General features: G+C 35.4%; 13 protein-coding genes. 11 read left to right on the top strand and 2 right to left on the bottom strand.

Annotated features, from left to right (window positions below; translation table 11 throughout):
- The first annotated feature begins 19 nt into the window (after positions 1-19).
- The 6 genes from J2X17_RS14625 (at position 20) to J2X17_RS14600 (ending at position 8,388) form a co-directional block, all read left to right on the top strand.
- On the top strand, positions 20-1,282 hold the full coding sequence (locus J2X17_RS14625) for a YeiH family protein (RefSeq protein ID WP_310299481.1): 1,263 nt from the start codon (positions 20-22) through the stop codon (positions 1,280-1,282).
- 751 nt (positions 1,283-2,033) lie between these two features.
- A complete protein-coding gene (locus J2X17_RS14620; RefSeq protein WP_310299479.1) occupies positions 2,034-3,692 on the top strand; it encodes an arylsulfatase in 1,659 nt (552 codons plus the stop codon).
- 30 nt (positions 3,693-3,722) lie between these two features.
- The gene (gene epsC / locus J2X17_RS14615; protein ID WP_310299476.1) at positions 3,723-4,547 is read left to right on the top strand and encodes a serine O-acetyltransferase EpsC; all 825 of its coding nucleotides are present in this window, start codon (positions 3,723-3,725) and stop codon (positions 4,545-4,547) included.
- Positions 4,548-4,563: 16 nt separating this feature from the next.
- Positions 4,564-5,475 (top strand): cysteine synthase A, encoded by a 912-nt coding sequence (gene cysK, locus J2X17_RS14610; protein WP_310299474.1) that lies wholly within the window; start codon positions 4,564-4,566, stop codon positions 5,473-5,475.
- Positions 5,476-5,549: 74 nt separating this feature from the next.
- Positions 5,550-6,470, top strand: coding sequence for a family 2A encapsulin nanocompartment shell protein (locus tag J2X17_RS14605; protein ID WP_310299472.1), 921 nt, complete (start codon positions 5,550-5,552; stop codon positions 6,468-6,470).
- Complete coding sequence (locus J2X17_RS14600; RefSeq protein WP_310299470.1) at positions 6,454-8,388, top strand: family 2A encapsulin nanocompartment cargo protein cysteine desulfurase; 1,935 nt, start codon at positions 6,454-6,456, stop codon at positions 8,386-8,388. The genes J2X17_RS14605 and J2X17_RS14600 overlap by 17 nt, the downstream gene beginning before the upstream one ends.
- Positions 8,389-8,520: 132 nt before the next feature.
- Here J2X17_RS14600 and J2X17_RS14595 read toward each other — a convergent pair whose 3' ends face one another.
- Together J2X17_RS14595 and rocD are read right to left on the bottom strand one after the other, a co-directional pair.
- A complete protein-coding gene (locus J2X17_RS14595; protein ID WP_310299467.1) occupies positions 8,521-8,976 on the bottom strand; it encodes a DUF1810 domain-containing protein in 456 nt (151 codons plus the stop codon).
- A gap of 202 nt (positions 8,977-9,178) precedes the next feature.
- Positions 9,179-10,432, bottom strand: a complete 1,254-nt coding sequence (gene rocD / locus J2X17_RS14590) for an ornithine--oxo-acid transaminase (protein WP_310299465.1) — start codon at positions 10,430-10,432, stop codon at positions 9,179-9,181.
- Between the two features lie 221 nt (positions 10,433-10,653).
- Between rocD and J2X17_RS14585 the strand changes: the two genes are divergently transcribed.
- The 5 genes from J2X17_RS14585 to J2X17_RS14565 all read left to right on the top strand — a co-directional run bounded on the left by J2X17_RS14585 (position 10,654) and on the right by J2X17_RS14565 (position 16,261).
- Positions 10,654-11,106 (top strand): Lrp/AsnC family transcriptional regulator, encoded by a 453-nt coding sequence (locus J2X17_RS14585; RefSeq protein ID WP_310299463.1) that lies wholly within the window; start codon positions 10,654-10,656, stop codon positions 11,104-11,106.
- A 3-nt stretch (positions 11,107-11,109) separates the two neighbouring features.
- Positions 11,110-13,311 carry a penicillin acylase family protein gene (locus tag J2X17_RS14580; protein WP_310299461.1) on the top strand — a complete coding sequence of 734 codons (2,202 nt, stop codon included), beginning with the start codon at positions 11,110-11,112 and terminating at the stop codon, positions 13,309-13,311.
- Between the two features lie 102 nt (positions 13,312-13,413).
- A complete protein-coding gene (locus J2X17_RS14575; protein WP_310299459.1) occupies positions 13,414-14,187 on the top strand; it encodes a dienelactone hydrolase family protein in 774 nt (257 codons plus the stop codon).
- 32 nt (positions 14,188-14,219) lie between these two features.
- Positions 14,220-15,230, top strand: a complete 1,011-nt coding sequence (locus J2X17_RS14570) for a DUF3667 domain-containing protein (protein ID WP_310299457.1) — start codon at positions 14,220-14,222, stop codon at positions 15,228-15,230.
- Between the two features lie 8 nt (positions 15,231-15,238).
- A complete protein-coding gene (locus J2X17_RS14565) occupies positions 15,239-16,261 on the top strand; it encodes a M28 family peptidase (protein WP_310299455.1) in 1,023 nt (340 codons plus the stop codon).
- Positions 16,262-16,283 lie beyond the last annotated feature (22 nt).

Genomic DNA, 16,283 nt, shown 5'->3' with positions numbered 1-16,283 from the left:
GATAAATTAAACCAAAAATATGTCAACCAAAACTAAACAATTCACCATTCACGAAGACTGGACAGTCGTTATTCTCGGATTCTTAATCATCGGGATTTCTCTATTTCTTTTCCTTCCTGAAATTCCGGTTTTCAAATGGTCAAACGGAACCGATTTAATTTCGGATGTATTTGCTTTCGGAAACCTGAAAATTCTCGGAATACAGTTTATATACCTAATTTCGGTCGGAACTTTCGGTGCTCTTTTAGTTGGAAAATCAGTAAAATATTTTCTGGTCGTTTTTCCGATCGTTTATATTTTAACTGTTCTTGCATTAATCATCGCCGGAAATACTGAAATAAAAGCACTCAATTTAGAAGCTGTTATTTTCAGTTTGATCATTGGCCTTGCAATTGGTAATTTTTTCAAACTTCCTGAATGGTTTCGCGCTGCTCTTTCTACAGAAGTTTTTGTAAAAATCGGATTGGTATTATTAGGTACCAGTGTCATTTTTTCAGACATTTTAAAAGCAGGTTCATTAGGATTAATTCAGGCCTTAATTGTCGTTTTATCGGTTTGGTATTTTGCTTTTTGGCTTTGCCGAAAATTAAAAGTTGATGATGAATTAACGATGATGATTTCGAGTGCCGTTTCTATATGCGGTGTTTCTGCGGCAATTGCAACTTCAGGAGCCATAAAAGGCGATTCGAAAAAACTGTCGTATGTAATTTCGATTGTTTTGGTAACCGCAATTCCGATGATGATTTTTATGCCAATAATTGCTAAATACTTCAACTTTCCCGAAGAAGTCACTGGTGCGTGGTTAGGTGGCAGTATCGACACTTCGGGAGCGGTTGTTGCTTCCGGGACTTTAGTTGGAGAAACAGCATTAAAAATCAGTACTATTGTCAAGTTTTCTCAAAATGTTCTGTTAGGATTAGCTGCTTTTGCAATTTCCGTTTACTGGACGTACACGCATAATAATTCGGCGGAAGCCAAAGCATCAAAACCTACATTAGGCGTTATCTGGGAACGTTTCCCAAAGTTTGTAATTGGTTTTATACTGGCTTCAATTGTATTTTCTTTTTTGATCACTTCTGAAGTTAGAGATAGTGTAAAAGACAGTTTAAAGAATCTCCAGGGCATCTGGTTTGCATTAGCTTTTACAAGCATTGGTTTAGAAACTAATTTTAAGGATTTGCTTCAAAACAACAGTCGAAAACCTTTGTATGCTTTTCTAATTGCACAATTATTCAATGTTATCGTGACTTTGATTATTGCTTTTTTACTTTTTGGGAAGTAATTTTTATAATGACGGCCAGATATTATGCTGAGTCAATTCATGTAATGTCTATTTCACGCAAAGTCGCTAAAGCGCAAAGTTTAAAAATCAATAGAAAAAACTTTGCGTCTTTGTGACTTTGCTTGATTTTTTTTAAAATAAATCAAGCAAGCATAAAAACAATTAAACAATTAAAAATCAATAAATTAAAACTTAAAAATTACTATCATAAATTACCTTCTCTCCTATTTTTAAAAAATAATCAAAGAATAATTTGGATATTACCATTTTAAATATAACTTTGTCTATAGAATTAGTAGAGTTTAATTATAAAGAACTACATTTTGAAAACAACAGCAAACAGATCGCAGTACATTCTTTCTAAAAAGCACACCTATAACACCTTATGTTATATGTGTATCTGTTGCTAATTCTTCGCCCCTTTTCGTTTTTTGAAATTCTCAATTAAAATTAGAAAACGAACCCTTTACTTACTATCCATAATTTTTATTGAACGTTACTTTTCATTTGATGCTTTTAGCTTCAAAATGGAATTCGCTATAACTATAAATCAAAAAACAACCGAAAAATGAAAATGAAAAATATGAATCATAATTGTTACAGATAAATACAGACCTCTTCTGCGGCAACAGAAATGGCAAGACCTAAAGAACATTTATCATTAACTTCAAAAAAACAAAATTCATAAATCGTAAATTACACTGATTATCAGTAAACTAAAACAAAAAAAATAACAAAAAGTTACATTATAATGAATACCAAAATAAAATACCATTTATTCTCTCTACTTTTAGCTGGAGCCTTCACTGCAAATGATTTGAATGCTCAAACGGCATCATCAAAGCCAAATGTCATTTTGATTATGGTAGATGATATGGGTTACTCTGATTTGGGGAATTACGGGTCAGAAATTAAAACTCCAAATCTTGATAAATTAGCGGGCGAAGGTTTACGTCTTCGTGAATTTTACAATAACTCAATTTGTGCTCCAACGCGAGGATCTTTATTAACCGGACAATATCAGCACAAAGCCGGAATGGGCTTTTTTGATGTCAATTTGGGTCTTCCCGCCTATCAGGGATATTTAAATAAAGAATCTTTGACTTTAGGGGAAGTTTTCCGCTCCGGTGGTTACAGCACTCTTTTATCAGGAAAATGGCATGTGGGTTCTGAAGATCAATCGCAATGGCCCAACCAAAGAGGTTTTGACAAGTTTTATGGCATCTTAAAAGGTGCTTCCAATTACTTTGACACTAAAGCTTTGCCTTTCGGAAAAACACCTTATCCGGTAAAATTGATTCGCAATAATGAAGAATTGCACCCGAAAGATGATTCGTATTATTTTACAGATGAAATTGGTAATAATGCAGTGACTTTCTTAGACGAGCAGAACAAAGAAAACAAACCCTTCTTTTTGTATTTGGCTTTTACCGCGCCACACTGGCCGTTGCAGGCAAAACCAGTTGATATCGCAAAATACAGAGGTAAATTTGACGAAGGCTGGGATATTTTAAGAGAAAAAAGAATTCAGAAACTAAAAGCAAACGGTATTTTACCAGCCGATCAAACCGTCTCGCCAAGAGATCCTGAAGTTCCGGAATGGAGCAAATTAAGCTACGACGAAAAACAATTCTGGAAAGCTAAAATGGAAGTTTACGCCGCTATGGTTGATAATATGGATCAGAATGTTGGGAAAGTTCTGGATAAATTAAAAGCACTCAAAAAAGATAAAAACACGCTGATTATTTTCATTTCAGACAACGGCGCTCAAGGCGGATTCAACACTTACAATCCATTAGGAAGAGGTTTGGTTCGAAATGACGGACCTGTAGGAACATCAGGATCATTTGATTATCAGGAACAAAACTGGGCTTACTTATCGAACACGCCATTACAGCAATATAAAAATAACATGCACGAAGGTGGTTTCAGTTCTCCGTTTATTGCCTGGTTTCCTTCTAAAATAAAAGCGGGCAGAATCGATAAAGGAACCGGACACATCATTGACCTTGCCCCTACTTTTTATGAATTGGCCGGAATTGAATATCCTAAAGAATATAATGGCGTAACGACAAATCCACTTGCTGGAAAAAGTTTGCTTCCTGTTTTGTTTGACAACGTTTCAGAAGTAAACAGAGGCGCTCCATTATTCTGGGAAAGAGCCGGAAACAGAGCCGTTCGCGATGGTAAATGGAAATTAGTTTCGACTTATCCTGCCTACGAATGGGAACTTTACAACATCGAAACCGATCGAGGCGAAACAACTAATGTCGCGCAGCAAAATCCAGGAATTGTCAACAAACTTTCGGCTTCGTATTTCGAGTGGGCTGATCGTACAGGAGTTGTAGAATACAGCAAATTCAAACTAAAACCAGAGACAATGCCCGGCGGTGCAGCGCTCAAAAAATAAGATCATTTTCTAACCATAAAATAATCAGTTATGAATTCATTTTATCAGGAAATTGCAAAGCAGCATCAGGAACTATTAATTCTTCCTGAAAAGAAATTAATTCATGAGTTTATAGATGATTTATTTGTCATCTTATTTTCAAATACATCAAAATCATACGAATCTGAGGAAACAATCAAATACAAATTCAATCAGCTGAAAAAACAATTTGATGAATTAGTTTTGGATTTTTCTTCAAAAGCGGATCAGAATAAAGAACAGACAGCGACCTTTTTCAATACTATACCGCGTTTGCATAAAGAAGCACTAAATGATGCACTGACTATTTTTACAAAAGATCCGGCAGCAAAATCTCTGGAAGAAGTTTTGTATTCTTATCCGGGATTCTTTGCAATTTCGGTGTACCGTTTTTCACATCAGTTATGGAAACAAGGTTTAAAATTGCTGGCCAGAACAATTTCAGAATATGCGCATATTAAAACAAGCATCGAAATTCATCCCGGTGCTCAAATTGGAAGCGATTTTGCAATCGACCACGGAACAGGAATCGTGATCGGAGAAACCGCTGTTATCGGGAACAATGTACAGATTTATCAGGGTGTAACGCTTGGAGCTTTAAGTGTAAAAAAAGACGAAGCTTTTCTAAAAAGACATCCAACCATTGAAGATAATGTGATCATTTATGCCAACAGCACCATACTTGGCGGCCAGACCACTGTAGGTCAGGGCTCGATCATTGGCGGCAATGTCTGGCTGACGTACACCGTTCCTTCCAATTCAGTTGTTTATCATAAAAATGAGATTAAGATTAAGGACAATAATCCTTTTCCGGCACCCATTTTTTATTCCATTTAAAAAAATATCAAAACCAATGAAATATCAAAACATTTTAGAAACTATAGGAAACACTCCTCACATCAGATTAAATAAACTTTTTAAATCGCATGAGGTTTGGATTAAATTAGAAAAATCAAATCCCGGATCGAGTATCAAAGATCGAATTGCCCTTGCAATGATTGAAGATGCTGAGAAAAGAGGACTTTTAAACGAAGATACCGTTATTATCGAACCAACGTCAGGAAATACCGGAATCGGGCTTTCATTGGTTGCAGCTGTTAAAGGCTACAAGGTGATTGTCGTGATGCCGGAATCAATGAGTATTGAAAGAAGAAGAATTTTGAATGCTTATGGTGCTGAATTTGTTTTGACTCCAAGAGAAAAAGGAACTTCGGGTGCGGTTGAAAGAGCGAAAGAATTAGCTTCAACGATTAAAAATTCATTTCTACCCTCTCAATTTACCAATAAAGCCAACGTAGAAATTCACGAAAGAACAACTGCACTTGAAATTTTAGCCGATTTTCCGGACGGCATCGATTACCTCATCACAGGCGTTGGAACTGGCGGACATATCACCGGCGTTTCAAAAATTTTGAAACAGCATTTTCCTAACCTTAAAACTTTTGCGGTAGAACCAGCATTATCTCCCGTTTTAAGTGGTGGTTTACCTGCACCCCATCCTTTTCAGGGAATTGGGGCGGGATTTATTCCGGAAGTTTTTAATCGCGAATATGTTGACCAAATCTTAACGGTTGATAAAAATGAATCGTACAATTATACCAAAAGAATAGCGAAAGAAGAAGGCATTTTTGCCGGTATTTCAACTGGTGCAGCGCTGTCTGCTATTGCTAAAAAATTAAAAGATATTCCTGAAAATTCAGTAATTCTCACATTTAATTACGACACAGGAGAAAGATATTTATCTGTAGATGAGTTATTTGATTAGATTTTACAAAATTTATCAATAACTTTAAGCTAGCAAAATATAAATTATAAACCAATTAAAAAACAACAAACAAAATGGCAGAATCTAAACCACAACAGACCGCATTAGGCGATGTTGCAGCAAGACAGTTAGCGATAGCAACACGTACAGTCCCTCAAATTGGAACCACATCGCCACGCTGGCTAACGCACCTTTTACATTGGACGCCGGTAGAATCAGGTGTATTTCGTTTGAATAAGGTAAAAGACGCCAATCATATTCAGGTAGATTGTTCTGCTCGTGACGAAAGAGTTTTACCAAACACTTTTGTCGATTATATTGAAAATCCGAGAGAATATAATCTGGCAGCAGTACAGACAATTGTTGAAGTACATACACGTGTTTCCGACTTGTACAGCAAACCATACAATCAAATTACTGAACAGCTTCGACTGGCTATTGAAACCATCAAAGAACGTCAGGAAAGCGAATTGATTAATAATAAAGACTATGGCTTATTAAGCAATGTTGTACCATCTCAAATCATAAAAACCAGAACCGGTGCACCAACTCCGGACGATTTAGACGAATTGCTTACAAAAGTATGGAAAGAGCCTGGATTCTTTTTATTGCATCCTTTAGCGATTGCCGCTTTTGGACGCGAATGTACACGTCGTGGAGTTCCGCCTCCAACTACATCATTATTCGGATCACAATTTTTAACATGGAGAGGAATTCCGCTTATTCCATCAGATAAATTGCCTATTGAAAACGGAAAATCAAAAATCATTTTGTTGAGAACCGGAGAAAGCCGTCAAGGTGTTATCGGATTAATTCAGCCTGGTTTGCAAGGGGAGCAATCTCCTGGATTATCAGTTCGTTTTATGGGAATCAACGAAAGAGCTATTGCTTCGTATTTGGTATCACTTTATTGCTCATTAGCCGTTTTGGTCGATGACGCTATCGCCGTTTTAGAAGATGTCGAAATAGAAAAGTATCATGAGTACAAATACTAACCCTGACAGTTTACCAAACATCGACGATTTGCAGGATTTAGCAAATGAGTTGTTCAAAACTTTACCGAATGAGTTTCCTAAAGAAATTTCGCTAAGTCCGGATAAAGCAGAACATCCACGTGCTACAAAGATTGCAGAAACGTTGCTGCATGCTGGAAACATTCATGGTTTAACTCCATTTCCAGTACAAAATCCGGTAAATGAGCAGCCCAATCTTCCATCATTTGGTGGTTTTGGTGCCTCTCCGCAAGGTGTTGATTACGGAAGTTCAGGAGCTTCGGCTTTATATCCGAATGCAGGAGCTGGTTTTAATCCACAATACGGCATTCCTTCATCGGGAATTCCGGAAGGTAATGGTTTAAACATCAACAATCCACAAACTGGTTTTCAAGATATTAATCTAAAAAACAGCGGTGCACCTCAATTAAATGAAGAAAGCTTTTTTTCAGCCCTTTTTCTGAATAATGACTATTTACCATTTCAGACGCAAAACTCTTCTTTTGAAACAGAGTTAAAAGCAGCTTTGGAATCTGTTGATACACAATTCAGAAAGCGTGTTGCTTTTCCGTCAGGCGGAAGTGAAGCTGCAAATTCGTATTATTTTTTAGATCAGAATCCGTTTGCTTTCGATCAAAAAAATACAAATGCGATTGTTGGAAGTACTTTTGGATCTAAAGAAATTAGCGGAATTGCAGGAAGTCATTTTGACCCATCCTTAATCAAAAAAGATTTTCCGATTCTGAAAGAAACCGTAAATGGCAAACCGTTAATTTGGTTTGATAATGCTGCAACTACTCAAAAGCCACAATCGGTTATTGATCGAATCGCTTATTTTTACGAGCATGAAAATTCGAACATTCATCGTGCGGCACATGAATTAGCGGCACGTGCATCAGATGCTTACGAGGCAGCGAGAGAAAAAGTAAAAGCTTTTTTAAATGCTGGTTCAGTAAACGAAATTGTCTTTGTCCGAGGCGCTACAGAAGGAATTAATCTTGTCGCTCAAAGCTGGGGAGATCATAATTTAGTTGCCGGAGATGAAATTATTGTCAGTAATCTGGAACATCACGCGAATATAGTTCCGTGGAAAAGACTCGCTGATAAAAAAGGTTTAAAACTGAGAGTAATTCCGGTTGATGATGACGGTCAGATTTTGTTAGACGAATATGCAAAACTGCTGAATTCAAAAACACGTTTGGTTGCTTTCACACAGGTTTCAAATGCACTTGGAACGGTTACTCCTGCCAAAAAAATAGTCGAAATGGCACATGCAGCCGGAGCCAAAGTTTTAATTGACGGCGCACAATCAGTTTCACATATGAAAGTTGATGTTCAGGATTTAAATCCGGATTGGCTGGTTTTCTCGGGACATAAACTTTTTGGACCAACAGGAATTGGAGCTTTATATGGTAAAGAAGAATTACTGAACGAAATGCAGCCGTATCAATCTGGGGGAAATATGATTCAGGATGTGACTTTTGAGGAGATAAAATACCACAAAGCTCCGAATCGTTTTGAGGCCGGAACAGGTAATATTGCAGATGCAATTGGTCTTGGTGCTGCCATTGATTATGTAACAAAATTAGGAATTGACGCTATTGGCCAATACGAACATTATCTGCTGGACTATGCAACGCGTTTGCTGAAAGAAATTCCGGGCGTACGATTAATAGGTACTGCCAAAGAAAAAGCAAGTGTGTTATCTTTTAATTTGCAGGGATACACTAACGATCAGGTTGGACAAGCTCTTAACAAAGAAGGCGTTGCAGTAAGAACAGGACATCATTGTGCGCAGCCTATTTTACGCAGAATGGGAGTCGAAACTACGGTCCGGCCTTCATTAGCATTTTACAATACCACACAAGATGTTGATACTTTTATAAAAGTCCTGTGGGAACTAAAAAAGGTTCGATTTTAGAATAAAAACAGAGTTTGCATTTCATATCAACTCAAAATAATAATTACTTTTTTTGATATTTTAAGTAATTATAACCAAAAGCGATTGTTTTCCTGAACAGTCGCTTTTTTATTTTATAGCAGCAAAGATAAATTACACAGCCATTTCAAGATGCCTTAATTCAGCATTTGCGATTGACAAAGTAGCAGGATCTGAAAACCCCGCGTAAAATGTATCAATGATTTCCTGAAAAACAGGAGGAGCATTTTCAACCTGAGCAAAAAGAGTCATCGAAGAACGCAATTTTCGGGCGTCCAATTCTCCCAAAATAGCCTCGATTGATTTTGTTCTGAAAGTTAAAAGCAACTCTGAAATTTCTATCAGATGTTTTGATAAAATAGGATGCTCAAGAAATTCCGACGCTTCTTTCAGATCTGCAATTGCATAATATCTGGCAATAGTACTTTTTCCCAATCCTTTTATCTGAGGGAAAATAAACCACATCCAATGGCTTTCTTTTTTCCCTTTTTTAATTTCTGTTAAAGCAGTTAGATAAAGTTTATTTTGCGCATCTAAAAAACGTGTAATATCATTGTTTGAGTAAGCCATTTTGAATTGTTTTTAAAGTTAATAAAACCGCTTTGGTACTTAGCTTTTTCATTTCTTTTAGTGACATCAAAACTACTATCATCTTCGTTTAAAAACTTATACAATTCGGCAAGATCGTTATATAATTTTGTACAGGTTTATAAAACGAAAAAAGCTGCAGAATGATCCTGCAGCTTTTTATTTATTAAATTTAAAAACGGTTTTAATCCCTAAAATCGTTCAATGATTTTTCGATAATTTCAAGACATTCGTGAATTTGAGCTTCTGTCATAACCAATGGCGGCGCTAATCTAATTTTGTTACCATGTGTTGGTTTTGCTAATAATCCGTTGTCACGGAATTTTAGGCAAATTTCCCAAGCCAAATCAGAATCTTCCTGACAATTAATTACGATGGCATTCAACAAACCTTTTCCGCGAACGAGTGTAATCAAGTTGTTTCTTTCTGCAATTTCGTTTAATCCTTTTCTTAAAATGATTCCTAAACGCTCTGCATTTTCTGCCAGTTTCTCGTCTTTTATAACTTCAAGAGCTGCAATTGCAACGGCTGCTGCAATTGGATTTCCTCCAAAAGTAGAACCGTGCTGACCTGGTTTGATAACATTTAAAATTTCATTATTTGCTAAAACTGCTGAAACCGGATAAACTCCGCCAGAAATTGCTTTTCCTAAAATCAAAATATCAGGCTGAACATTTTCATGATGAACGGCTAATAATTTTCCTGTGCGTGCAATTCCGGTCTGAACTTCATCGGCAATAAACAAGACGTTATGTTTTTCGCAAAGTGCTTTTGCTTTTGCCAAATATCCTTCTGAAGGAACATAAACTCCAGCTTCTCCCTGAATCGGTTCAACTAAAAACCCAGCTATATTTTTTGATGATTCCAAAGCTTTTTCAAGCGCTGCAAGATTATCATATTCTATTTTTATAAATCCTTCTGTAAAAGGACCGAAGTTTTTACGGGCTGTTTCATCATTAGAAAATGAAATGATGGTCGTTGTTCTTCCATGGAAATTATTTTCGCAAACAATAATCTGAGCTAAGTTTTCGTGAATTCCTTTTACTTCGTAAGCCCATTTTCTACAAACTTTCAAAGCAGTTTCTACAGCTTCAGCACCAGTATTCATTGGAAGCACTTTATCAAAACCAAAATAGTTGGTTACATATTCTTCATAATTTCCTAATTGGTCGTTATAAAAAGCACGCGAAGTCAAGGTCAGTTTTTGAGCCTGATCGATCATTGCTTTCACAATTTTAGGATGACAGTGCCCTTGATTTACAGCAGAATAAGCAGAAAGAAAATCATAATATTTTTTTCCGTCAACATCCCAGACATAAACACCTTCTCCTCTTTCCAGCACAACCGGAAGCGGATGGTAATTATGAGCTCCGTATTTATTTTCTTTTTCAATCAAAACTTCTGATTTTGACGAAAGGCTTTTATCTGTATGAATCATAACTTGTGAATTTTAGAAATACAAAAGTATCAAAAAATATTTATAAATCAGTTTAAAATTACAATTTTGACTTCTATAAAGACATTTAAAAGTCAAAAACAATAAATTTCCTTATTAAAAAAATCAATTATATTTTATGCAAATCTGAATTTACACTTATTTATTAAAAAAAATGGTTACTTTTATGGCTTGCGGATTACGATTTAACTCAATTTAAAAGAATGGAAACATTAGACGAATTTGATATTAACATCATTAAGGAATTAGAAAAAGACGGCAGAATGGCTTTTTCTGCCATTGCGGCTAATTTGAAAATATCAAACACGATGGTGCATCAGCGTATCAACCGAATGATTGAGCAGGGTGTTATTTCTGGAATAAAACCAATTATTCAGGAAAAAAAGATTGGTTACGATTGGGCTTCTTTTACGGGAATTACACTGAACAAAGATTCTGATTCTGACCGAATTATTGAAGCTTTAAAGGATATTCCTGAAATTACAGAATGTTATTATGTAACCGGTTCGTTCACGCTTTACATTAAAATTATTGCAAAAAATCACGAACATATGCGCCGAATTCTTTACGAGAAAATCGACAGTATTCCGGCCATCGCCAAAACCGATTCGATTATTGAGTTAGGCTGTGCGTTTAAAAGAAATATTACTTTATAAATCATGTTCTATTCATCCAAAATATTACAATTAACATTTTTAATTTGCTGTATCAGTTTTCAGATTTCAGCACAAAAAATCAATTCAAAAGAAGTTGCCCGATTAGAGAATCTGGCAAAGCAAACGACTATAATTCGGGACAATTGGGGAATTCCTCACATTTACGGAAAAACAGATGCGGATGCTGTTTTCGGATTATTATATGCGCAATGCGAAGATGATTTTAACCGAATTGAAATGAATTATATTGAAAAATTGGGACGCCTTTCTGAAATAAAAGGACAATCCGTTTTATATAATGATTTACAAATTAAACTCTTAATTGATATTGATGAAGCCAAAGCTGATTACAAAAAAGCACCTTCATGGCTCAAAAATCTTCTGCACAGTTATGCCGATGCCATCAATTTTTATCTCTATAAACATCCCGAAATTAAGCCCGCCCTTTTAACGCATTTTGAACCGTGGTTTCCGTTGCTTTGGACGGACGGAAGCATTGGTGCCATAAGTACAGCTGATCTTTCTGTTGGGGAATTAAAAACTTTTTATTCCGGAAACCACGATAAAGTCGCTTATGTCGAAAGAGAAAAAAATGTTCAGACAGGTTCAAACGGATTTGCTTTTGCGCCTTCGAATACAGCTAATGGAAATGCGATTTTATATATAAATCCACACACTTCTTTTTACTTTAGACCTGAAGTTCAGGTAACAAGTAATGAAGGTTTAAATGTTTACGGAGCTGTAACCTGGGGACAGTTTTTTATCTATCAGGGTTTTAATGAAAACTGTGGATGGATGCATACGTCTTCAAATGTAGATGTTGCAGATATGTATACGGAGAAAATTACCAATAAAAATGGGAAACTATACTATGAATTCGATAAAAAGCTTTTGCCTGTTATAGAAAAGGAAATCACGATAAATTATACAGAAAGCGGAAAACTTATTTCAAAAAAATTCAAAACTTATTTCACCAATAACGGTCCGATTATGGCCAAACGAGACGGAAAATGGATTAGTCTGAAATCGAATAATCGTTCGATGAATAGTTTGATTCAGAGTTGGGCTCGAACAAAATCCAAAAATTTTGACGACTATAAAAAGGCAATGGATTTAAAAGCCAATACTTCGAACAACACGGTTTATGCTGATAATAAAGGAAATATCGCGTATTGGCACGGTAATTTTATTCCGATAAGAGATAAAAATCTGAATTGGTCAAAAGTAATTGACGGTTCAATTTCGTCGACACAATGGAAAGGTCTGCACGAAGTTGATGAAACGGTTCATTTGTATAATCCTGTAAATGGCTGGCTGCAAAATTGCAATTCGACTCCCTACTCTGTTGCCGGGGAAAACAGTCCGAAAAAAGAAAATTATCTGCCTTATATGGCGCCAGACGGTGAAAATTTTAGAGGAATAAATGCTGTTCGAATTCTGAGCAAAGGTGAAAAATACACTTTAGACAGCGTGATTGCAGACGGTTACGATTCTAAATTATCCATTTTTGAAATTTTGATTCCGAGTTTGATTAATGTCTTCGTAAAAAATATAAAACCCACAGATCCTGATTATACAGAATTATCCGAGGCTGTCGCAATTTTAAAAAATTGGGATTATTATGCTAAGGAAAATTCGGTAGCAACCACATTAGCAGTTGAATGGGCTTATAAATTAGACCCGATTATTCTAAAAGCTTATATTGGCCAAGGCGAATTAGATCAGGTTGAAGCAACTAAAAGCTTTGCAAAGAATGCAACTGTAGATCAAATGATTCCGCAATTACAAACTGTTTTGAAAGAATTAAAATCGAAATGGGGATCATGGCAAATAGCCTGGGGAGAAATTAATCGTTTTCAGCGTTCGGGCGGTGAAATTAATTTAAAATACGACGATGCTAAACCTAGCTTACCCATTGGTTTTGGACCGGGATCCTGGGGAAGTTTGCCTTCTTTCAAAAGCAGTTATCAAAATGATTCTAAAAAACGTTATGGCTATAATGGAAACAGTTTTATTTGTGCTGTTGAATTTGGCCCAAAAATAAAAGCAAAATCATTATTGGCTGGCGGAAACAGCGGTAACATAAACTCAAAACATTTTACGGATCAGGCCGAAATGTATCGAAAAGGACAATTTAAAGAAGTATTATTCTACAAAGAAGATGTCGAAAAAAACGCTGAAAAAACATACCATCCAGGTGAATAATTTTTTATTATAAAAATCAGTTTATATAAACCTCGTAAGAAATAGCTTGCGAGGTTTTTTTCTAACATAATATTTCTGATATTTGTTTAAAATTGTAAAACGATGAAAAATTCAGCCCTTCTTATTTTTGCTACTATACTGTTTTCTAACAATATAAACGCGCAATTAAAGCCTGTAAAATATGCCGACGGCAATCAGACTTTAAATGGTTTATCCATAAAAGCTGCCAAAAAAAGCAGCCAAAATCCTGGAATTTTACTCTTGCCGGCTTGGCTCGGAATTGATAATGCTTCCAAAGGAATTGCTGAGAATTTATCAAAAATAGGATATCATGTTTTCATCGCAGATATTTATGGCGAAGGCAATTATCCTAAAAATACTTCTGAAGCAGGGAAACAAGCTGGTTTTTACAAAACAAATTACGAAGCCTACCAAAAGAGAATCAATGCAGCATTGCAGGAATTAATCAAATCTGGTGCAAATGCGGATAATATTGTAGTTATTGGATATTGTTTTGGAGGAACAGGAGTTCTTGAAGCCGCTCGCGGTCATTTGAACGTAAAAGGAGTAGCTTCATTTCATGGCGGTTTAGGAAAAGACAGCTCAAGACCTGCAACGCCTATTACAGCTAAAGTTTTAATTTGTCATGGAGCAGATGATCCTTTTGTTTCGAAAGAAGAAGTTGCTGCTTTTCAGCAAGAAATGCGCGATTCAAAAGCCGATTGGCAAATGATTTATTATGCAGATTCTGTGCACTCATTTACTAACCCTGAAGCCGGAAGCGACAATTCTAAAGGAGCGGCTTATAATCCTGTTGCAGCCAAAAGATCATTTGAACACCTAAAACTTTTTCTTGACGAAGTCCTGAAAAAATAAAAACAACCAAATCAAAACCAACCCATTAACCAATGTCACATAGTCCTATTAGAAAAGATAAAACCTGCCTTAATTGCAGGCATGTTGTCGAACAAAATTTTTGTCCAAACTGCGGGCAGGAAAACACAGATTCACGAAAAACCTTTCATCATTTATTCATTCATTTCTTTGAAGATTTAACGCATTACGAAAATGCATTTTGGAAAACGATCAAAAATCTACTTTTTAAACCTTCTACCTTAACTAAAGAGTATTTATCCGGGAAAAGATTATCCTATCTGGCCCCTGTTCGTCTATATATTTTTATCAGCTTTATTACTTTCCTTTTAATTGCCATGTTTCCTAACAAGGTAACTGAAAATCTTACTAAAGGTGAAAAAGAAATCACTTCAAATTTTGAGAAATCCAGCAAAGGTAAAACTGAAAAATTGAACGATAAAAACTACATTGAATCAAAAACAATGAAACAAGTCAATAAAAATTACTTTCAATTAAAAACAATGAAAGAAATTGACTCTATTCAAAAGTATGGAAAAGAGAGCGAAAAACTTTCTGATTTTCAATATTGGGTTTATGAAAAAGCTGTGCATGTTACTGACCATAATACCAAAAAGCAAATTATCGAAAAATTCATCGAATCTTTTATTCATAATATTCCCAAAATTCTGTTCATTATAATGCCTTTCTTTGCCTTCTTTTTATGGATTTTTCATAACAAAAAGAAATGGTACTATTTTGATCACGGTATTTTTACCTTACATTATTTCTCGTTTTTACTTTTAATATTTCTCCTTTTATTTATTATCACCAGAATAATTGGCTTTTTTGGAGAAAACGGTCCACTTACTTTCGTGGGTAATATTATTAATTTTGTTGGGATTGTCTGGATGTCTTATTATTTTTATCCGGCACATCATCGCTTTTATGGCGAAACCAGAATAGTTTCATTTGTTAAAAGTTTTATCTTATTTTTTATAAACTTCTTTTTTATCCTATTTTTACTCGTTTTTTATATGCTATATATATTTATCAACTTACACTAATCAAAAAAATGAAAAAAATTGTAATTTTATTACTAATTGCTTCCGCGTATTCATGTAAAAATGCGCAAACTGGTGTTGCAAAAGACAACTCAGATCCAACCAAGTACATGAACATCATTACGGCAAAAGACCTAAAAAAAATGCTTTATGTTGTTGCTTCTGACGAAATGGAAGGCCGCGAAACTGGTTCGAAAGGACAGAAAAAAGCTGGTCTTTTTATGATTGATCAATACAAAAAAAATAAAATATCATTCCCAAAAGGAGCAACAGATTATTACCAACACATTCCTGCAGCATTTTTAAATGCAAAGCGTAATGAAAATTTACCTGATTCTGAAAACATCTGGGCTTATATCGAAGGTTCTGAAAAACCGGACGAAGTTTTAGTAATTTCAGCACATTATGATCACGTTGGGATTAAAAATGGTGAAATTTATAATGGAGCCGATGATGATGGTTCCGGAACGGTAGCAGTTATGGAAATTGCTAAAGCATTTGCTAAAGCTAAAAAAGACGGACACGGACCAAAACGTTCTATTTTATTCTTACATGTTACTGGTGAAGAGCATGGTTTACACGGATCTCGTTATTATTCTCAAAATCCTTTATTCCCAATTGCAAACACTATTACTGATATTAATATCGACATGATTGGGCGTCGTGATGTAGAACATGCAAAAACCAACAATTATGTGTACGTAATTGGTGCTGATCGTTTGTCAACAGATTTGCACAATGCCGTTGTTGCTCAAAACGAAAAATACACCAAATTAGATCTTGATTTTAAATTTAATGACCCAAAAGATCCAAATCATTTTTACGAGCGTTCTGACCATTATAACTTTGCGAAATTTGGTATTCCAGCCGTTTTCTTCTTTAATGGAGTTCACGAAGATTACCATGGTAAAGGCGACGAACCTGAAAAAATCGAATACGATGCTTTAGCAAAAAGAGCACAATTGGCTTTTGTTGTTGCCTGGGATTTAGCGAATAGAGAGAATAGACCGGTAGTTGATAAACCGATTAAATAAGGAACAAAGGTTCAAAGCAACA

Origin of the sequence: Flavobacterium aquidurense, from assembly GCF_031458035.1 — a bacterium.
GTDB lineage: Bacteria > Bacteroidota > Bacteroidia > Flavobacteriales > Flavobacteriaceae > Flavobacterium > Flavobacterium aquidurense_C.
The sequence above is the reverse complement of the archived record's forward strand: the minus strand, read 5'-3'. Positions and strand labels throughout refer to the sequence as shown.